This window comes from Hymenobacter bucti (assembly GCF_042681145.1).
GTDB lineage: Bacteria > Bacteroidota > Bacteroidia > Cytophagales > Hymenobacteraceae > Hymenobacter > Hymenobacter bucti.
Genome location: NZ_JBHUFD010000018.1, coordinates 696,511 through 717,123, shown reverse-complemented (window position 1 = coordinate 717,123; position 20,613 = coordinate 696,511). Strand labels below are relative to the sequence as shown.

Annotated in this window: 10 protein-coding genes; 8 read left to right on the top strand and 2 right to left on the bottom strand. The window is 62.8% G+C overall.

Features of this window, described 5'->3' with window-relative positions; all coding sequences use genetic code 11:
* Positions 1–24 precede the first annotated feature (24 nt).
* The 8 genes from ACFSDX_RS22125 (at position 25) to ACFSDX_RS22090 (ending at position 15,872) form a co-directional block, all read left to right on the top strand.
* Complete coding sequence (locus tag ACFSDX_RS22125; RefSeq protein ID WP_382317571.1) at positions 25–2,445, top strand: beta-glucosidase; 2,421 nt, start codon at positions 25–27, stop codon at positions 2,443–2,445.
* A 113-nt stretch (positions 2,446–2,558) separates the two neighbouring features.
* Positions 2,559–4,352: a glycoside hydrolase family 9 protein gene (locus ACFSDX_RS22120; RefSeq protein WP_382317569.1), complete on the top strand. Its 1,794-nt coding sequence runs from the start codon at positions 2,559–2,561 to the stop codon at positions 4,350–4,352.
* Positions 4,353–4,939: 587 nt separating this feature from the next.
* Positions 4,940–8,137: a SusC/RagA family TonB-linked outer membrane protein gene (locus ACFSDX_RS22115; RefSeq protein WP_382317567.1), complete on the top strand. Its 3,198-nt coding sequence runs from the start codon at positions 4,940–4,942 to the stop codon at positions 8,135–8,137.
* A 27-nt stretch (positions 8,138–8,164) separates the two neighbouring features.
* Positions 8,165–9,841, top strand: coding sequence for a RagB/SusD family nutrient uptake outer membrane protein (locus ACFSDX_RS22110; RefSeq protein WP_382317565.1), 1,677 nt, complete (start codon positions 8,165–8,167; stop codon positions 9,839–9,841).
* A 75-nt stretch (positions 9,842–9,916) separates the two neighbouring features.
* A complete protein-coding gene (locus tag ACFSDX_RS22105; RefSeq protein ID WP_382317563.1) occupies positions 9,917–11,044 on the top strand; it encodes a glycan-binding surface protein in 1,128 nt (375 codons plus the stop codon).
* Positions 11,045–11,203: 159 nt separating this feature from the next.
* The gene (locus ACFSDX_RS22100; RefSeq protein ID WP_382317561.1) at positions 11,204–13,177 is read left to right on the top strand and encodes a glycoside hydrolase; all 1,974 of its coding nucleotides are present in this window, start codon (positions 11,204–11,206) and stop codon (positions 13,175–13,177) included.
* 312 nt (positions 13,178–13,489) lie between these two features.
* A complete protein-coding gene (locus tag ACFSDX_RS22095; protein WP_382317559.1) occupies positions 13,490–14,719 on the top strand; it encodes a glycoside hydrolase family 27 protein in 1,230 nt (409 codons plus the stop codon).
* 49 nt (positions 14,720–14,768) lie between these two features.
* Positions 14,769–15,872: an SGNH/GDSL hydrolase family protein gene (locus ACFSDX_RS22090; protein ID WP_382317558.1), complete on the top strand. Its 1,104-nt coding sequence runs from the start codon at positions 14,769–14,771 to the stop codon at positions 15,870–15,872.
* Positions 15,873–16,098: 226 nt separating this feature from the next.
* Here the strand turns inward: ACFSDX_RS22090 and ACFSDX_RS22085 are convergent, their stop codons facing one another.
* Positions 16,099–17,499: an RtcB family protein gene (locus ACFSDX_RS22085; protein ID WP_382317556.1), complete on the bottom strand. Its 1,401-nt coding sequence runs from the start codon at positions 17,497–17,499 to the stop codon at positions 16,099–16,101.
* 377 nt (positions 17,500–17,876) lie between these two features.
* A complete protein-coding gene (locus tag ACFSDX_RS22080; RefSeq protein WP_382317554.1) occupies positions 17,877–19,175 on the bottom strand; it encodes a PcfJ domain-containing protein in 1,299 nt (432 codons plus the stop codon).
* Positions 19,176–20,613: the final 1,438 nt, after the last annotated feature.

Genomic DNA, 20,613 nt, shown 5'->3' with positions numbered 1-20,613 from the left:
GATTACTGAAAATTAGTTATTTAAATGATTATCCCCCGCTCTACTTCCTTGCGCTCAACACGCCCCAGCTTTAGCCGCCGTACCGTGGCCGCCCTATTTGGCGCGGCTACTTTCCTAGGTGCCTGCCAGCGCCCGGCCACGCCGACTACTGCCGCCCCTACCCCCCTCGCTACTGCCACGCCTACCTCGGCCACGCCCGCCGCGCCGCAGTGGAGCCCGCGCGTGGCCAAGCTGCTGCGCGACATGACGCTGGAGGAGAAAATCGGGCAGATGACGCAGATTACCAACGCGGCCATCAACCACACCGGCGAGCAGAAGGACGTGAGCCTCGACTCGGCCAAGCTGGTGCCGTTCATTCGCGAGTACGGGGTAGGGTCGTTTCTGAACGGGGAGGCGGTGCCGCCCGCGCAGTGGCTCAAGTATCTGGCGCCCTTGCAGCGCATCGCGCTGCGCGAGTCGCGGCTGCACATCCCCATCATCTACGGCGTCGACCACATGCATGGGGCGAGCTACGTGAGCGGGGCGGCCATTTTTCCGCACAACATCAACCTAGGCGCCACTTTTAATACCGAGTTTGCCCGCCAGGAGGCGCGCGCCACGGTGATGGAATCGGCCGACCTAGGGCACCTCTGGGTGTTTGCCCCGGTGCTCGACCTAGGGCTAAACGTGTACTGGCCCCGCTTCTACGAAACCTACGGCGAAGACCCGCTGGTGGCCGCCGAGCTGGGCGCGGCCTACGTCACCGAATTACAGAATAACAAGGACATTCTGCCCTACAAAGTGGCCGGCTGCGGCAAGCACTTCCTGGGGTACTCCGACCCGCGCAACGGCTGGGACCGCACCAACGCACTCATTCCGGAGCAGCGCATTCAGGAGTTTTTTCGGCCCTCGTTTCAGGCGGCTATTGATGCGGGCCTGAAGTCGGTAATGGTGAACAGCGGCGAAATTAACGGCGAGCCGGTGCACTCCTCCAGGGCGATTCTGACCGACTTGCTGCGCACCCAAATGGGCTTCAAGGGCGTGGCCGTGACCGACTGGCAGGATATTCTACGCCTCGTGACGGTGCAAAAAACGGCGCCCAACGAGAAGGAAGCCACGTTTCGGTGCATCGACGCGGGCATCGACATGGCCATGACGCCCTACAATACCAACTTCTGCCGCATCGTGAAGGAGCTGGTGCAGGAAGGCCGCCTGACCAAGGAGCGCATCGACCTTTCGGCGGGCCGCGTGCTGCAAATGAAGGACGAGCTAGGCTTGTTTGACAACCCGCTGCCCCGCGCCGACCGCCTGAGCCGGGTGGGTGCGCCCGAGCACAAGCAGCACGCCCTGGAGGCCGCCCGCGAATCTATTGTGCTGCTCAAGAATGAGCAGAACACTCTCCCGCTGGTCCCGGCCCGCGTGAAGCGCCTGCTGGTAGTGGGCCCCTCGGCCGACTCGCGCGCCAACCTCTCGGGCGGCTGGACGCTGGCCTGGCAGGGCCGCGCCGAAAACCAGTATCCGGCCGACGTGCCCTCGCTGCTCACCGCCCTCCGGCGCGAGTACCCCGGCGCCGTGGTCGAAACCGTGCCTTACCAGGATGCCGCCGGCCAGCCCCAGGCCGCCAACGTGCTGACCGCCGCCCGCCGCGCCGATGCCGTGGTGCTGGCCCTAGGTGAGCGCCCGTATGCCGAAGGCCTGGGCAACATCAACGACCTGACGCTGCCCGACGACCAGCAGCAGCTGGTGCGCACCGCCCAGCGCAGCGGCAAGCCCACGATTATGGTCATGATTGGCGGGCGGCCCAACATCATTCGGCCGGTGGCCGAGGGCTCGCCGGCCATCATCTGGGCGGGGCTGCCGGGCTTCGGCGGCGGGCAGGCGCTGGCCGAAATCATCAGCGGCAAGACCAACCCCAGCGGCAAGCTGCCCTTTACCTATCCGCAAGCCGCCGGCCACATCGCCAACTACCACCACGACAACAACGAAAACAGCCTGGAGCTGAGCGACTTTGGGGTGGGCTTTGAGCAGCACGCCAACAAGGCTAAGGCCACCATGCTCACTGAGTACGGCACCGGCCTGAGCTACACCACCTTCCGCTATAGCAACTTGCAGCTTTCCGATTCGGTGCTGAGCGGTGCGGGTTCGGTGCGCGCCACCGTGCGCGTGACCAACACCGGCGCCCGGCCCGGCAAGGAAGCCGTGCTCTGGTTTATGACCGACGAGATAGGCCGCATCACGCGGCCCGTGCGCCTGCTCAAGCACTTTGAGAAGCAGGACTTCAAGCCTGGCGAAAGCCGCGAGCTGACGTTCACCATTCAGCCAATGAAGGACCTCAGCTACCCGGCCGCCAGCGGCCAGCGGCTGCTCGAAGATGGCTTTTTTGTGCTGCGCGTGGGCGACCAGCAGCAGCGCTTCCGCTACGCCGGGGCCACGGCGCAGGCGGCGCGGCCGGCCGGCGGCAAGTAGGCAGTAGAGCAACTATCTAGGTCTTTCATAAGCCTTAGCTTGCCGGCTGCCGCTTCTGCTTTCTTGAGTTTTCGCCGCCGCCTTGCGTCAACCCCTTTTCCCACCCTACTCCTATGCTCACCAATGCTTTACGCAGCGCACTAGCGGCCGGCATCCTCCTAGGTGCCGCCGCGCCGCTCGCGCAGGCACAGCAGCCCGCCGCAACCATTCACCTTAACCAGGTGGGCTTTTACCCGGCCGCCCCCAAGGTGGCCGTGGTAGTGGGCGCGGCCGGCGGCCGCTTTTCGCTAATGGCTCCCGGCAGTACCAAGCCCATTTTCACGGGCGACCTGGGCGCGGCCCGCTACGACAGCCTGGCGCAGCAAACGGTGCGGCTAGCCGACTTTTCGGCGTGCCAGACGGTAGGCACGTTCGTGTTGGCGGTGCCAAGCGTGGGCAGCTCCTACCCTTTCCAGATTAAGCCTAGGGTGCACGAAGCCGTGGCCCAGGCCGCCCTCAAGGGCTTCTATTACCAGCGCGCCTCCACGGCACTGCCGCCCGCCTACGCCGGCGCCTGGGCCCGCCCCGCTGGCCACCCCGATACGCGGGTGCTCGTGCACGCCTCGGCGGCCACGGCCCAGCGGCCCGCCGGCACGGTGCTGGCCAGCCCCCGCGGCTGGTACGATGCGGGCGACTACAACAAGTACGTCGTGAACTCGGGCATCACCCTAGGTACGCTGTTTTCGCTCTACGAAGACTTTCCGGCCTACTGCGGGCAGCTCAAGTCAAACATTCCGGAGAGCACCAACGCCCTGCCCGACGTGCTCGACGAGTCGCTCTGGAACCTGCGCTGGCTACTCACCATGCAAGACCCTACTGATGGAGGCGTGTACCACAAGCTCACCAACGCCAGCTTCGACGGCATGGTGATGCCCGACGCCTGCGCCACCCCGCGCTACGTGGTACAAAAAAGCACAGCCGCCGCCCTCGACTTCGCGGCCGTGCTGGCGCAGGCCAGCCGCGTGCTTCGCCCTTTTGGCCGGGCGCTGCCGGGCCTGGCCGACTCGTGCCTGCGCGCCTCGACCCAAGCCTGGGGCTGGGCGCGCCAGCACCCGGCCACCTACTACCAGCAAGATGAGCTGAACAAGCAGTTTCAACCAGCCATCCAGACCGGGGCCTACGGCGACGAGGACGTGCGCGACGAGTGGGCGTGGGCCGCCACCGAACTATACGTGACCACCAAAGACGAGCAGTATTGGGAAGCCGGCCAGCTACTAGCTACCACTACCCTACCAGTGGCCAACTGGGGCCAAGTGCGCCCACTGGCCTACTACACGCTGCTGCGCTTTAGCAGCACGCTCACGCCGGCCGGCCGCCGGGCCCTGCCGCAGGTGCAGCAGCGCGTGCAGGCCCTGGCCGATAGCCTGCAAGCCGGCCACGCCACCCGCGCCTACGGCACCGTAATGGGTCACCGCGCCCGCGACTACAACTGGGGCAGCAGTGCCGAAGCTGCCAACCAGGGCATCGCCCTCATTCAGGCCTACCGCCTCAGTGGCGAGCGGCCCTACCTGCTGGCCGCGCTCACCAATCTCGACTACCTGCTCGGCCGCAATGCCACCGGCTACTCTTTCGTGACGGGTAGCGGCAGCTGCGCCCCCCAGCACCCGCACCACCGCCCCTCCGAGGCCGATGGCATAGCTGCCCCCGTGCCCGGCCTGCTGGTGGGCGGCCCCAACCCCGGCCGCCAGGATAAATGCGCCTACCCCTCGTCCCTACCCCCGCTGGCTTACAGCGATACGGTGTGCTCCTACGCCTCCAACGAGATTGCCATCAACTGGCAGGCCCCGCTGGTGTACCTGGCCGCTGCCCTGGAGGCGCTGCAACCCCAGGTAAGCTATCTGCCGACACCTAGGCAGGGCGTGAAATAAGCTTGGCTCAAGGCAAATCTGTCGAATTGTTGTAGCGGCACCCCGTTGCTACTGAACGGCTTATGCGAAATGATTTTGCGAGAAATATTTTGGGAGAAAGCAAAAAATATTTTTAAGAAATATTTTTTTAATTATACCTCGTCCTGGGTAACTGTAAAATGCTGAGCATGAAAAATTAATGATTTGTTCATCTGCCACCACTGGCCAGTCAGCCCCGCGATGAGGACTCTGGTGACCTCTTTACTAGCACCAAAAAACTGATTCTGAGGGGGTATAAAAAATTGCCAGGCTATTTCTAGTCTATAACTTTAACGCAAACGATTGCAGCGAAAATCTAATAAAAACTACCGCAAACGATTGCTATTGTTAGCCACTGGTTCAACCACTACTGCCAGGGCTTCTTCATACCGCCTCACCCATCTAAGTCCCACCCAAATGAAACAGCGATTCTCATCGGCGTAACTGCTTGCCCATGCCCCTCGTCCCGGCACTGCGCATGGCCCCTTTCCGCCCCGCGCCGGCCCCGCCGGATACCCGCCCCAGCGGCCGGCTCTTAACCTCTGTTTCCAAACTAATACTCGCTCTGTATGAAGAATTTTACCCCCCTAATAGTAGCCACTGCTCTCGCGGCGGGGCCGCTGTGCGCGGTGGCCCAGACTACGATAAAAGGCACCGTGACCGACGGGGCCAAGGGCGACCGCCTACCTGGCGTGAGCATCGTGGTGAAGGGCACCACCCGCGGCACCACCTCCAACTCGGATGGCTCCTACGCCCTGGCCCTCCCCACGCCCGACGCCACGCTGATTTTTTCCTTTGTGGGTTACCAAACCGTTGAGCGCAAAGTGAATGGCCAAAATACCCTCGACGTGGGGCTGGCCGAGCAAAAAGCGCTGGACGAAGTAGTGGTAGTGGGCTACGGTAGCGTGAAGCGTAGCGACCTCACCGGCTCGGTAGCGACGGTGAAGACCGAAGACCTACTCAAAACCATTCCGACCAGCATCAATCAAGGCTTACAGGGCCAGGTGGCCGGCGTAGCGGTGAACCGCAGCGACGGAGCCCCCGGCGGGGGCATCAGCCTCACCATTCGGGGGGCCAACTCGCTTTCCGGCAACACCGAGCCTCTCTACGTTATCGATGGTATTCCTTACATCGCACCCGCGGCCTCAGCGGCATCGGCGGGCACGGGTATTGCCTCGCAGCAAAGCACCAATGCGCTCTCGTTCCTGAACCCCCAGGACATTGCCAGCATGGAAATTCTTAAGGACGCCTCGGCTACGGCCATCTACGGCGCCCGCGGGGCCAACGGCGTGGTACTTATCCAAACCAAGAAGGGCCAGGCTGGTACCGACAAGGTGGAAGTAATTGCCAACACGACCATCTCGCAGATAGCGAAGCGCATTAAGGTGCTCGACGCCTACCAGTACGCCCTCTTTCAAAATGAGGCGTACCAGAACAGCATTACCTACAACGGGGCGGCCCCTACGCAGGCGCCGTTTCCGGGCATAACGGCCCCCGACCCCCTCACGGGTAAGGTAGTACGCCTGCCCGCCCCTGAGGACTACCTCACCGGCCTGCAGGGCACTTCCTACCCCGACGGCTTTACGGGCACCAACTGGCAGGACCAGATTCTCCGCACGGCCGTTACCAAGGACTACACGGTGCGCATGTCGGGCGGTAGCGACAAGGGAGGCTACTCCATCTCGGGCAACGTGCTCGACCAGCAGGGCATCGTGAAGAACTCGAGCTTCACGCGCTACGGCCTGCAGGTCAACGTCAACCGCAAGCTGTTTAAGTGGCTTGAGTTTGGCACGAGCAACAACGTGTCGTTCAGCAACTACAACCTGGCCAAGTCGAACTCCAACGGCAACGAGGCCAGCCTCATCAGCTCGGCGCTGGTATTTCCGCCCACGTTCCCCACGGTAGTGGATGCCGCCGCGCTGGCCCGCGAGAATAACGTGTCGTGGTACGCCGCCGCCAACCCGCTCACATACCTGCAGCAGGCTAAAGACCAGACGGCCTCGACCAGCATTTACTCGGCTAACTACCTACAGGTGCAGTTTACGCCCTCGCTAAGCTTCCGGCAGAACATCGGGGTAAACTTCAGTGGTAACAACCGGGAGGTGTACTACGGCCGCCGCCTGCAGGAAGGCCGCACCGTGAACGGCTCGGCGTTCGTGTCGGACGATACCTGGCGGGCGCTCACCCTAGAGTCCTTGCTGAGCTTTAATAAGACCTTCGGCAAAGACCACTCGGTGAACGCGGTGGTGGGGGCCACGCGCGAAAACAATAGCTACTACATGCGCAACATGTCGGCCACGGGCTTTCCCGACGACTTGCTCCAGGATAATAGCATTGGCAACGGCGCCAACCAGCGGCAGCTGAACAGCAGCAAGTCGGACGGCGCGATTATGTCGCTGCTGGGCCGCATCAACTACAGCTATAAAGGGCGCTACATGGCGACGGTGTCGTTTCGCCGCGACGGGTCGAGCCGCTTCAGCGAGACCAATAAGTACGCCAGCTTCCCCTCGTTCTCGGTGGGCTGGAATGTGAATGAGGAGCGCTTCATGCAGGGCATGCAGGTGTTTAGCACCCTGAAACTGCGCGGCGGCTACGGCCAAACCGGCAGCCAGGCCATCGGCGCCTATGGCACGCTAGCGCTGCTCTACTACACGCCTTACGTAGCGGGCGGCAGCCTGCAGCCGGGCTACTCCGACAACCCCTACATCGGCCCGGCCGACCCGAACCTACGCTGGGAAACCACCGGCCAGACTAACATCGGCCTGGACCTGGGCTTTATGCAGAACCGCTTCACCTTCACGGTGGATGTGTACCGCAAGCTCACCCGCGACCTGCTCCAGCGCATTTCGCTGAACCCGAGCAGCGGCTCGTTTTACCAGCAAACCAACTTCGGCTCGGTTGAGAACAAGGGCCTGGAGCTCTCGGGCGTCGGCACGGTGCTCTCTACGCAGCAATTTAAGTGGAGCGTCAACGCCAATATCTCCTTCAACCGCAATAAGCTGCAGGACCTGCCCGGCGACCAGTACGCCCCGCGCCTGTACTTCGGCGCCGACCAGTTCTTTCTGCAGCGCAACGGCCAGCCCATCGGGGCAATACTCGGCTACGTGGAGGATGGCTTCTACGACAACCTGGCCGAGGTGAAGGCCGACCCGCAGTTTGCCAACCAGTCGGAAGCCACCCAGCGCCAGCAGATTGGAGAGATTAAGTACAAAAACCTCGACAGCGACCCCACCAGCATCAGCGCGTCCGACCGCACTATCATCGGCAACACCAACCCCAAGTACTCTTATGGGGTAACGAACAACTTCTCGTACCGCAACTTCAACCTGAGCGTATTTGTGCAGGGCGTGGAGGGTAACGATATCATCAACAGCAACCTCTACCAGATTCGGATGGGCCAAGTGGCCAACATTCCGCAGTTTGTGTACGACGGCCGCTGGACGCCCGAAACCGCCGCCACCGCTACCTGGCCCAAGCCCCTGACCGCCGACACGCGCCAGGCGCGCCTCTCGAACCGCCTCGTGGAAGATGGCTCCTACGTGCGCCTCAAAAATATCAACTTCGGCTACGTTTTCAACAAGCCCCTGCCCTTCATCGATAGCATCAACCTGTACGGGGCTGTCGGTAACGTGTTTACCATTAGCAAGTACAGCTGGTACGATGCGGACGTGAGCGCCTTCGCCGGTGATGCTACCCGCCGGGGCGTGGACATGAACTCCTACCCCACCAGCCGCACCTATACGCTGGGGCTACGCCTGGGCTTCTAACCGTATTTATCCCACCCTGCCTGCTATATGAAAAAGCTAGTTACTTCGGCCCTCCTCGCGGCCACGCTGCTGGGGGCCACCTCGTGCAAAGACTTCCTGACCGAGAAGCCGGTTTCCGGGGTTGCCCCCGCCCAGATTACCTCCGCGGACCTGTACATCAACGGTGCCCTCAACACAATAATTGGGGAAACCATGTTCCGCTACGGGCCCTTCCCCAACCTGTGGGACTACGACAACGACGACGCGACCGGGGCCACCTGGGCCTTCGGCGACATTGGGGCCGGCAACTTCCAGAACTACTGGGGCATCGACAACGGCTGGAACGGCCCCTACATCCTGATTAACCACTGCAGCTTTGCCATGGCCCGGATTCAGGCCCTGCCGATGGACGCCGCGGCCCAGAAGGACGCCATCGCGCAGCTACGATTCTTGCGAGCCTGGGGCTACTACCTGCTGGTGCGGGCCTACGGGCCGGTGCCGCTGCTCAAGAAAGCGGTGGCCGACGGCGAAACGCCCCAGCTGCCCCGCTCGCCGGTGAAGGATGTGTATGCCTTTATTATTGAAGACCTAAAGGCGGCGGAAGCTGACCTGTACCCGGCCGCCAACGCCGTAGTAGGCCACCCCAACCAGACGATAGCCAAGAGCCTGCTGGCTAAGGTATACGTGACGATGGCCTCGGGTTCGCTGGCTAGCGGGCAGGTAACGGTAATGGGCGGGCCTACCTACCGGCTGGTGGCGGGCAAGCGCGTGTTGCTATCCCCGATGGCCCTGACCCACACTAAGACCGTGGTCGGTGGCCTCGAAGGGCTGAACTCAACTGACTACTTCAAACTGGCCCGCGACAAGGCCCAGGAGGTGATGACCAGCGGCGTGTACACGCTCTTCCCCACGCACGCCGAGGTTTGGACGGTGGGCAACCAGAACAAGGGCGAGCACATCTGGTCGCTGCAAACCATCTCGAACGACCCGAATTTTGGCAACGAAGTGTCGATGTTTCACATCGGCCGCATTAACCCCGCCAACAGCGAGATTGAGGGCGGCTGGATTGCCTCGTCCAACCACTGGTACCACCTGTTTGAGGACAATGACCAGCGCATCACCGATGGCGTGCTGCACCGCTGGAAGCTGTACGGCAACTTCAACTACTATCCCCTCTCCGACAGCTCGGTGGTGAAGGGCACGGACCAGAGCGCCGCCGCCATCGCCAAGCGGGCCCGCTACGGCTACCTGCCCACCGACGTGTCGGGCGTCGACGACTCGCACGTGGCCCGGCTGCGCAAGTTTGAGGCCGTGAGCGACCGCACCGTCACGCGTGGCAATTTTAATTACCCGCTGCTGCGTTACCCCGATATCCTGCTCATTTACGCCGAAGCCGCCAACGAAGCCAGCAGTGGCCCCACGGCGGAGGCTTTGGAAGCAGTGAACAAGATTCGCCGCCGCAACGGCGCCTCCCTGGTGACAACCATGAGCCAGCAGGCCTTCCGCTCGTTCGTGCTGGAGGAGCGCCGCCGCGAGCTGGCTCACGAGGGCGACCGCCGCTGGGACCTGCTGCGCTGGGGCATCTACCTGCCCGTGATGAACGCGCTCGACAGCGACGAAAACAACGTGCTGAAGCGCCGCAGCAGCAAGCACCTGCTGATGCCGATTCCGGTGACGGAACTCAACATTAACCACGAAATCTCGGGCAATAACCCCGGCTGGTAGTCCCCTAGGGGGTATCGGGCGGCGCCACCCAGCGCGCCGCCCGGTAGTTACTCACTCTTCGCAACTCAACTATCCATGAACTTATATTCAGTACTACCTAAAGCCGCCCTAGGTCTAGCTCTGGCCGGCACGCTGGCCCTGACGGGCTGCAAAAAAGACGACACCGAAGTGTGCGGCGGCACGCCCGCCCTCACGAGTGTAACCTCGACCACCGACCGCACCCAGGTGAGCACCTCGGGCAACCTGGCCGACTGGATTATCGTGAAGGGCACCAACCTCTGCAACGTCAGCCAACTGTCGTTTAACGACGTGGATGTGTCGCTGGCCGATGCCTACATCACCGCCACCGAAATCACGGTGCAGATACCGCGCGTGGTGCCTAAAAAGGTAACCAACACCATCACCGTGACCACGGCCGGCGGCACCGCCCAAACGGCGTACACGCTCAGCGTGCCGGCTATGTCGGTGACGAGCATGGCCAATGAATATGCCGCGCCCGGCCAGAAAGCCGCCATCGTGGGCAGCAACTTTGACCTCTACGAGGTGACGCCCACCAAGGGTAAGGTGCTGTGGAACGGTACGGCGCTGGCCGTTACTAAAACCACCGCCGACTCGGTATACTTTGTGGTGCCCGCCAACGCCACACCCGGCGCCACGCTGAAAGTAGTGGACGCCAACGGCAAGGAAACCGCCGTGCCCGGCCGCTACAAAGACAACCGCAACATCCTCTTCGGCTACGACACCAACGGCAGCGTATGGGGCGGTAACACGTTCATCACCACAGGCCCCATGCCGGCGCCCGTCAACGGCCCTTACGTGCGCGTGAGCCAGAGCATTGGCGCCTGGACCTGGACGGAGTTCTCGACCAACAACAACATCGCGCTGCCCGCCGACGTCATCGCCAACCCCGGCAACTACGTGATGCGCTTCGAGGTGAATACGCTCAAGGCATTTAATACCAATGCTATCCGATTCTCTATCGATGGCGATGTGGCCGCTAATAATACCTATACCTGGACGCCCACCAGTCCCTTTAACACGCGCGGGCAGTGGAGCACGATGACGGTTCCGCTGAGCGGCTTCATCAATAAGAAAGCCGACCTCGACAAACCACTGCACGAGTGCAAGTTCGTTTTCCTCGGCGACGGCGCCTTGGATGCTGACATCTCGTTCGACAACTTCCGCATCGTGCCCAAGGGCTAAGCCGGTCGGCTGCCCATCAGCAAGTTGACTATTCATGAGCACACGCAAGCGCCGCTGGCCCTAGGGTCGGTGGCGCTTCTGCGTTAAATGAGGACCCTGGGGGCTGCCTAGCGGCTGGAATTACCCCCTAGTTTTACTCAGTTTAGTTGCCCGTTTAGTATGAAGAAGCTGCCCGTTCCATTCCGCTCCGCTCCCCCCACGCTGGCCCTGCTCGGGCTTCTCACGCTGGGAAGCTGGCACCCCGCTTTCGGCCAGGCCGAGCTGGCGCCCTGGGGCAACCTCCAGGGCCTACGCGTGCAGGGCCAGCTGCTGGAAACCAACGCCAGCCTGCGGCTGCTGCGCCCCGGCGGGGCCAGCGAAGCCGCCACCCGGCACGAAGCGCAGCGCCCCCACTACACACGCCAGGGCCCGGCGCAGTTGGTCACGACCCGCCTCGACAGCCTGGACCTGCGCGAAACCGTGACCGACCTAGGTCCCGGCCGGGCCTCGGTGGCGGTGCAAGCCACGGCCCGGGCCACCACGCCCATGCTCGGCGCCTTTATGGCCCTGGAGCTACCTAGGGAGGAATATGCCCAAGCCAAAGTGCAGTTTCTGGACACCCAGGGCAAGGTGCTAACCCAGCAGGCCCTGAGCGGCGCACCCGGCGAAAGCCCCGTGGCCAGCCGCCTGCGCCTCGTGGCTGCCACGCGCCGGCTCGACATCGTGCTGGCCACCCCCGGCAAGGTGCTGCTGCGCCCGGCCAAAGCGGGCCAGCCGCTGCTGGTGTACCTGCCCATCTGGGCCGGCAATCTGGCCAAGAGCCAGAAGGCGCAGCAGACGTTCACCATCACGGCGACCGGCACCGTGGACCGCGCCCCCGTGCAGCTGGCCCTGAACCCGGCGCAGCCGGGCCGGCCGTGGGCGGGCTTCGGCGGCAACTTTCGGCTGCAAAACCCCAAGCACGACCCGCAGGTAATCGACTACTGCCTGAATAATACGCGCGTGGCCTACGGCCGCGTCGAGATGCCGTGGCAGCTCTGGCAGCCCGCCCTAGGTGCCGACCCCACGGCCGCCGCCCGGCAGGGGCAGCTGGCCCCGCACGTGCGCGAGTCGATGGAAATGGCGCAGCGCCTAGGTAAGCTCGGGATGCCGATTATTGTCTCGGCGTGGTCGGCGCCGCAGTGGGCCGTGGTGGGCGACCAGGGCAACGGCACCGGGCCGGGCGCCAACGGCCAGTGGGGCGCGCCCCTCAACCAAGCTAACCTGCCCGCCAGCTACAAGTCGATTGCCGACTACCTGGTCTACCTCAAGGAGCAGTATGGCACCGAGGCCACGCTGTTTTCCTTCAATGAGTCGGACCTGGGCATCAACATCCGGCAGACCGGGCAGGAGCACGCCGACCTTATCAAGAACCTAGGGGCCTACTTTGCCTCGCGCGGGCTGAAAACCAAGCTATTGCTCGGCGACAACTCCGATTCCAACTCGTTCGGTTTCATTGGGCCGGCCCTGCAAGACGCGGCGGCGCGGCCCTACATCGGGGCGGTGTCGTTTCACTCGTGGCGCGGCTGGGACACGCCCACCCTGCAAAAATGGGCCGACGCGGCCACCCAGCTCCAGCTGCCGCTGCTGGTGGGCGAGGGCAGTATCGACGCCCAGGCCTGGGGCTACCCCGCCATTTTTGAGGAGCCTACCTACGCGCAGCAGGAAATCAGCCTCTACCTGCGCCTACTCGCTGTTTGCCAGCCGCTCAGCATCTTGCAGTGGCAGCTCACCTCTGATTACTCGCCGCTGGCGGGCGGCGGCATCTTCGGCAATAACGCCCCGCTGCACCCCACCCAGCGCTTTTTTAACTTGCAGCAGCTGGCCGCCACGCCCCTTGACGTAGCCTACCTACCCCTCACCGCCAACCGCCCCGACATTGCCTGCGCGGCTCTCGGCAACCCGGCCAAAAATGTGTACGCCGTGCACGTCGTCAACAACGGGGCCACGCGCCAAATCACGCTCGGCGGGCTGCCCGCCGGGGTCAAGCGCCTGCGCTGCTACGTGACGGACCCCACCCGCTCGCACCAGGAGCTGGCCCCCGTGAAGGTGGCCGGCGGCCAGGCCCGCTTCACCCTCGACGCGGGCAGCTACCTCACGCTCGTGAGCCAGTAGTACCCTAGGTGGGGTTTTGCCTTGCATTCCTTACCCTAGCGAGTAAGGTGAATCCAGCGCATTTGGGCGGCTATTGAACAGGCGCGATAGTCCCGCTTTGCTTACCCAGACAGCCAGCAACTGCTGGCGCTGCAGAACACCACCTAGCGTGAAAACTGCGGCGGATAGTTTTTTTTGTACAGCTTCCTTCTGCCAACAGAATTTCTAGTGCATTTTTGCTAAAACCTTTTAGTTAAGTTTGATTAACTACTCCACTTTGCTTTTTTACAAACTGCTTTACCAGAGCTGTTTCTCACCCACCCTATTTTTATTGTGAAGCATTTACCGCTCTTCGTACTCGGGCTGCTCGGCGCGCTACCCGCCCTAGGTCAGGGCAACAACTACGCCCAGAATTACAAGAAATTTGATAACCTGGCCCTGACGCCGCCCATGGGCTGGAACAGTTGGAACAAGTTTGCCTGCAACGTTGACGAGAGATTAATCAAGGAAGTGGCTGATGCCATGGTAAGTACCGGCATGAAAGATGCGGGCTACACCTACATCAATATCGACGACTGCTGGCACGGCGAGCGCGATGCGCAGGGCTTCATTCAGCCCGATGCCAAGCGCTTTCCGTCGGGCATGAAGGCGCTGGCCGACTACATCCACAGCAAGGGCCTGAAAATGGGCATCTACTCCGATGCGGGCTCGCAAACCTGCGGCGGCCGCCCCGGCAGCCGGGGCTACGAGTTTCAGGATGCCCAGCAGTACGCCGCCTGGGGCGTCGATTACCTCAAATACGACTGGTGCAACACCGAGGGCCTCAAGGCCGAGGGCGCCTACAAAACCATCACGGCGGCGCTGCGCAAGGCGGGCCGGCCAATGGTGCTCAGTATTTGTGAGTGGGGCAACGACAAGCCCTGGGAGTGGGGCCCCACCGTGGGCCACCTCTGGCGCACCACCGGCGACATCTACAACTGCTTCGACTGCATCAAGGACAACGGCACCTGGAAAGCGTGGGGCGTGATGCAGATTATGGACAAGCAGGAGCACCTACGCCAGTACGCCGGCCCCGGCCACTGGAACGACCCCGACATGCTGGAAGTCGGCAACGGCATGCCCGCCAACGAAGACCGCGCCCACTTCACAATGTGGGCCATGATGGCCGCCCCGCTCATCACCGGCAACGACCTGCGCACGATGAGCCCCCAAACCAAAGCCACGCTCACCAACCGTGAGGTGCTGGCCATCGACCAAGACCCCCTAGGGGTGCAGGGCTTCCGCTACGCGGCCAAGGACAGCCTCGAAACCTGGCTCAAGCCGCTGGCTGGAGACAAGTGGGCCGTGGCTTTCCTCAACCGCAGCAAGCGCCCCCAGCCCGTGCGCTTCGACTGGCAGGCCACGCCCATCGCCGACGAGGTAGCCAAAGTCGAGCTGAACGCCGCCAAAACCACCTACCGCCTGCGCAACCCGTGGGCCCAAAAGGAAGTGGGCACCACCAAAAAGCCCTTCGTGGCCACTGTACCCAGCCACGACGTGGTAGTGGTAGTGCTGAGCAAGTAAGCCGTAGCGGCCTGCTCGGCGCCCTTATTCTGAAGATGAAACACTGCATATGAAATTCTTAGCACATTACGCATTAGTAGCAGCTAGCAGCCTGGCTCTGAGCGGCGCAGCCCCCCACCCTACGGCCAAACCGGTTACCACGCTCCCCGCCACGGCCTTGCAGCCCTACGGCCGCACTTTACTAAACCAGCAGAAGCAACTGGAACTGATTAGCTCGGCGGCGCACCTAGGCTTTAGTTTCGAAGGCACGGAGTGCCGGGTTTTTGCAACGCTGCCGGCCGGCCAGGACCACAACTATTTACAGTACGAGCTGGATGGCGTGTACCAAAAGCGCCTCCGGGTGGCGGGAGGGGCGGCGCCGCTGGTTATCACGGCGCCCGGCCCGGGCAAGCACACAGTATGGCTCTACAAGGCCACCGAGGCCCACACCGGGGCCATTGTCCTCGACAAAATAACCGGTCAAAACGTAAGAGCCCTGCCCAACCCCCGGCTGCCGCTCATCGAGTTTATCGGCAACAGCATCACGTGCGGCGCGGCGGCCGACCCCTCGGAGGTGCCCTGCGGCACCGGCGTGTACCACGACCAGCACAATGCCTACCTGGCCTACGGCCCTAGGGTGGCGCGGGCGCTCCACACCAACTTTGTGCTGAGCAGCGTCAGCGGCATCGGCATCTACCGCAACTGGAACAGCGAGGGCCCCAACATGCCGCAGGTGTATGAGAAGCTTGATTTCCAAGAGAAAGGCACGCGGCAGTGGGATTTTAAGACCTACTCGCCCCAGGTAGTGAGCATTGCCCTCGGCACCAACGACCTGAGCGCCGGCGATGGCAAAACCTCGCGCCTACCCTTCGACAGCACCCGCTACGTGAGCAGCTACCTGCAATTTATTAAGCTCGTAAAATCGAAGTATCCGCAAGCCCAGCTGGCTCTGCTGAGCAGCCCCATGGCTTCTGGCCAAAACCGGGCCCTGCTCCAGCGCTGCCTCACGGCCGTGCAGCAGCAAACCAACGCCGCTTACCCCGCCAGTAAGCCCGTGGCCACGTATTTTTTCCAGCCCATGCAGGCGCGCGGCTGCTCGGGCCACCCCAACGTGGAGGACCACGCCATCCTGGCCAAGGAGCTGGAGCCCTTTTTTAGCAAGCTGCTGCGCTAAACGGGCGCCGGCCAGGAAGGCGCCTGGCGGCGATTTTGCCTAGCTAGCTGCGCCCCCGCCTGCCGCCGAAACAAGGCCTGATTTATCTATCATAACCTGTTGATTAGCACAAAAAAATAGAGAGCACCCAAAGGGTGCTCTCTATTTGCTTATGAAAACACGACTCCAAAGAGCCTACCCCACCTACGCAGCCAATGGTGGGGTCGGATTTTGGCTCGCCGCAATTTTATGCCCCGTCCATGCGCACGATTTTGGGCGTGAACGACCCTAGGACATCCACCAACTCGCGCTGGCTCGCCATCACGGAGTGGATGTCCTTGTAAGCCATCGGCGCCTCGTCGAGGCCGCCGCCAATGAGCTCCACGCCGTGGTCGGCGAGATGGCGGCGCACCTCGGCTTCGCCGAGCTCGGCCTTGGCGCGGGTGCGCGACAGGAGCCGGCCGGCCCCGTGCGAGGCCGAGGCCAGCGACGCCGCCGCGCCCTTGCCCCGCACAATGAAGCCGGGCGCCGTCATGGAGCCGGGGATGACGCCGAGCACGCCCGCGCTGGCCGGCGTGGCGCCCTTGCGGTGCGTGATGACCTCGCGGCCATCGGCCAGGCGCTCCTTCCAGGCGAAGTTGTGGTGGTTTTCCACTTTCGCCAGTGGCTTCTCCCCTAGCGTTTTAGCCAGGCGGCGGTGGATTTGCTCGTGGCAGGCCGAAGCGTAGTCGCCGGCCAGGGTCATGGCGGCCCAGTACTCCTGGCCGGCCTCGGTGTCGAGGCCCAGCCAGGCGAGGTAGGCGGCTTCGGCGGGCAGCTTGCACACGTCGCGGGCCAGGCCTGTGTAGTGCTGCGCCACGCTCGCGCCCAGCCCCCGCGAGCCCGAGTGCGAGAGCACGCCCACGTACTGGCCCAGCGGCAGCCCTAGGTCGTTGGTCGGGTCGGTAATTTCGACCAGCCCAAACTCCACGAAGTGGTTGCCCGAGCCCGACGTACCAAGCTGCTCCACGGCGCTGACGTGCTTGTTTTTGAGGAACGGCACCGTGGCAAACTCGTCGCGCTCCAGCACGTCGTGCCCTAGGCGCTGGCCCCGCTCCCAGCCGCGCCCGCCGCCAAAGCGGGTGTTGGCGAGCAGCAGGTTGCGCAGCTCCTGGGTGCGCTGCCCTAGGTACTTGACCGGCAGGTCGAACACCGACAAGGCCATGCGGCAGCCGATATCCATGCCCACGGCGTAGGGAATCACCGCATTATCGGTGGCCAGCACGCCGCCGATGGGCAGGCCGTAGCCGTAGTGCGCGTCGGGCATGAGGGCGCCGGCCACCGTCACGGGCAGCTTCATGGCTACTTCCATCTGGTGAATGGCGCCCTGCTCGATGTGCTCGGCCCCGAAGGTGGCGTACTCCTTGCGCGCCACCAACTCAACGTGGCGCGACGGGGGCGGCAGCAGCGCGGCGGCCGTGTGGCTCCAGGCCAGGTCGGTGAGGTAGTCGGTGGGGCTGGTCAGAATGGTTTTGAGCAGCGCCAGCTGCTCGGTTTGGGGTAGGCGCTTGTGTTCTTTGCGCTGCAATTGCGCCAGCGCCAGCCCGATAGCGCGGCCCTCAGGAAACCCGAGCTGCCGCAAGTCATTGCCACGTAGTTGTGAGGCCATAGCTTTAGTTGTTAATGAATTGTATTTGACACTTAATCGGCTGTCCTTGCGAGCGCAGCGAAGCAATCGCATCAAGACGAGCCGTTCGGGTGCGATTACTTCGCTGCGCTCGCAAGGACAGCCGATTTAAACGCAGAAAAAAGAAGCTGCCGGAGCGATAAGCGGCCTGCGCAACGGGCCACGGCGGGCCCGACGTGACAGGTCGGAGTAGCGCGGGCCTACGGCATCCGGCAGCTTCCAGGAAAAAAACGGGCGACAAACGCGCTGGCTTGGGGTAGTTCGAGTTTCAGGCGAAGTAAGCCAGGGCTACGGCACCGTTTTGGGTTGACCTTTATCGTTGTCCGGCAGGGCGAAATGTATTTTGACCTGCGTATACCTCAGTCTTCCCACGCGTAGTCGGCCACCGTCAGGCGCGCTACGGCTAGCCACTGGTTCACCCAGCGCTGCTCCTCGGCCGAGGCCAGGCGGTTGTACCTGCCGCGCACCTGCACTAGCTGGCGGGCGGCGGTGAGCTGTAACGTCAGCATCCGCGCGCCGTTGAAGGTGAGCGAGAAGATACCGTTGCGGCCCAGCTGGCAGCTGCGCTGGTAGTTGGCCACGCAGTGGTGCATGCGCTGGCCTTCTTCGAGCAGGGCAGGGTAATCACGCAGTTGGCGCACCTGCACCCAGCCGCCCTCGCCACCCGCAAAGTCGGGTACCGACAGGCCGGGCCACGTGCTTTCGAGTAGCTTCATGTAGTGCGGGTTGCGGCCGAGGTGGCCCAGCGTACGGTGCCAGCGGGCCGTGTGCGCCAGCAGCGAAGCCAGGCTACGGCCCCGAAGCGAAAAGCCCGGCTGGGCCGACTCAGCGGGACTGCCCACGCAGCGCCGGAAGTAAATCCAGTCGCACACGGGGCCAAACTGCCAGGGGTCCAGGTCGGGCTCGGCCCGGAAAAGGTCGAGCACCGCCAGCCACAGCGCATCGTCGAGGCCGATGGGCTCGCGGCCCAGGCGCGAGTCGAGCGCCACGCCCAGCCATTCAGTAGCGTCACGCTCGGCCAGTTGGGCGTAGCGGTAAGCTTCCTGAAACGTGCAGCCCGCCGGCGCCTGCCGCAGAGCGTGCTCCTGGCGCTTGCTGATGGCCACGGGCAGGCCCGCAAAGCGGCGTAGCGCCTGCCCCCGCCCTATGTGCAGCGCCAGCTGCGTGAGGTCGAGGCCCGCGTGGCGGTCGGGACTGCTGCCCCAGCCACCCAGCACCCAGGCCGGCACGTCGCCGTACTGGTCGAAGAGGTGCCGCAGCAGGCTATCGAGCTGGTAAAAAGCATTTTTGGAAGGCGGCTGCCAGGCACTCAGCTCGCGCACCCGCTGCGCATAATGCAGGCCGATGTGCGCCAGGGCCGGCACTAGCTCGGGCCGGTGCAGCAGGGCCGTGCGGCACTGCACCAACTGGCTCAGAAAGTGCCGGATGCGCCACTGCTCGTTGCTTGAGCGCGTGGCCACGCAGTGCCGATACAGCTTGGCCAGCACCGAGTGTGGCTCGACGCGGGTGGCAATACCGGTGGCGGCCTCCGCCGAAAACAGGTAGGCTAACTGGCGGGCCAGGGGCCACTTTTGCCAGTTTAGGTGCCGCGCGAGGGCGGCGTCGGCCCGCTGCGCGGTGCGCACTTGGGCCGGAATGGGTTTGTTGCGATTGGCCATACACAACCGACGCGGCCACAGTGGCCCGCCGAGCTTAGGAGTGGAATAGTCATGTTTGCGGTCGGGTTGACGGGAATAGCTCTTTGCATGAGAGTGTCTGGTTTAGAATGAGAAACGAGTAAAAATTGGGGCAACAAGCGAAGAGCGATAGGCACGGGTTCTCGCTTTCGGCCACTCAGCCACGCACGCGGGCCAGCGCCCACGCGGGCAGGATTCGAACCTGCGGCACCCTTAGGAGTACAAGAAGTAGCGCTCCTCTACGACACCCAATTTCAGCCGCGTAGGGCAAGCAGTAGCTCACTAGTAATCCTCTAAAAACTGGGCAACAAGCACGAAGCCTTCTCTTTAAGGTGCGCTAACCACTACGCCACCACTGGCTGGGCCAGCAGGCGGGATTCGAACCCGCGACCTCCTTAATCCTAGCGAAGTATGGCCTCGCTACGGCACCAGTTTTTAATAGATAATCAAAAAATCAACCCAGGCAACAAGCGGTCGGCGGCATTTCCAAAGCCGAAGCTTCGGAGCGGGAATCGAACCCAACTGTCCCATGGGGCCAGCTTTCACCAGACGAAGTAGCGCCTTCCTACGGCACTGGATTTTTCAAGTATAGTTTGGGGCAACAAGCGCCCGGCCTCCAATATCCTGCTCTAACCAACTGAGCTACAAAAGCTACCTAGGTAGCCAAAGGCGGGACTCGAACCTGCGACCTGGGCATTAAAAGTGCGAAGTATGGCCGGGCTACGGCACCCAAACTAGTAAGCGTAACGAGGCGACAGACGGCGAGCCTTTTAATTGTGCGTCTACCACTTTCGCCACCTAGGGCACGCCCTAGGGCAGGGCTCGAACCTGCACACCCGTAAGGGCGCAATTCCCGAAGTATGACTCGCCTACGGCACTCGTTGTAGTTCCGTATTCAGTATTAAAAACCAATGTATCGGGGCAACGGGCGCGCCGCCACCGGGCCGGCTTAAACCGCATCGCAACGCGGCCGCTGTTGCCAGCAGCCACTTCGGGAGTCGAACCCGCCACCGGCCCCAGGGGAGCGAAGTAAGGCGGCACTACGGCACCCGATATACTGGTTTTCAGACCCTAGGGCAAAAAAGTTGTTTTCATATCAGAAAGGTTTTTTGGGTTGACTCCTCCGCAAGCTGCCGGGCTAATAAGTCGCCTGCGACTGCTGCTCTACCGTTGAGCTACACCCGCTTTAAGTACTTACTAGAGCGGGTGATAAGAATCGAACTTATAACCCGAAGGAACGCCTGGCTACGACACCCGGCAGCAAGAAAGGATACAGGGCAACGGGCGGCCAGCGCACTGTTTTCGTCCATCGGCCGAAGCCAACTATGGGATTCGAACCCACAAGACGTGCCCAAAGCCACGCCCGAAAACTTTACCACGAAGTAGCGCCAGCCTACGGCACCTGTAAGAGAAGGAGTTA

Coding starts and splice junctions, on each gene's coding strand:
- ACFSDX_RS22125 (WP_382317571.1), top strand. CDS start 25: ATGATTATCCCCCGCTCTACTTCCTTGCGCTCAACACGCCCCAGCTTT.
- ACFSDX_RS22120 (WP_382317569.1), top strand. CDS start 2,559: ATGCTCACCAATGCTTTACGCAGCGCACTAGCGGCCGGCATCCTCCTA.
- ACFSDX_RS22115 (WP_382317567.1), top strand. CDS start 4,940: ATGAAGAATTTTACCCCCCTAATAGTAGCCACTGCTCTCGCGGCGGGG.
- ACFSDX_RS22110 (WP_382317565.1), top strand. CDS start 8,165: ATGAAAAAGCTAGTTACTTCGGCCCTCCTCGCGGCCACGCTGCTGGGG.
- ACFSDX_RS22105 (WP_382317563.1), top strand. CDS start 9,917: ATGAACTTATATTCAGTACTACCTAAAGCCGCCCTAGGTCTAGCTCTG.
- ACFSDX_RS22100 (WP_382317561.1), top strand. CDS start 11,204: ATGAAGAAGCTGCCCGTTCCATTCCGCTCCGCTCCCCCCACGCTGGCC.
- ACFSDX_RS22090 (WP_382317558.1), top strand. CDS start 14,769: ATGAAATTCTTAGCACATTACGCATTAGTAGCAGCTAGCAGCCTGGCT.
- ACFSDX_RS22085 (WP_382317556.1), bottom strand. CDS start 17,499: ATGGCCTCACAACTACGTGGCAATGACTTGCGGCAGCTCGGGTTTCCT.
- ACFSDX_RS22080 (WP_382317554.1), bottom strand. CDS start 19,175: ATGGCCAATCGCAACAAACCCATTCCGGCCCAAGTGCGCACCGCGCAG.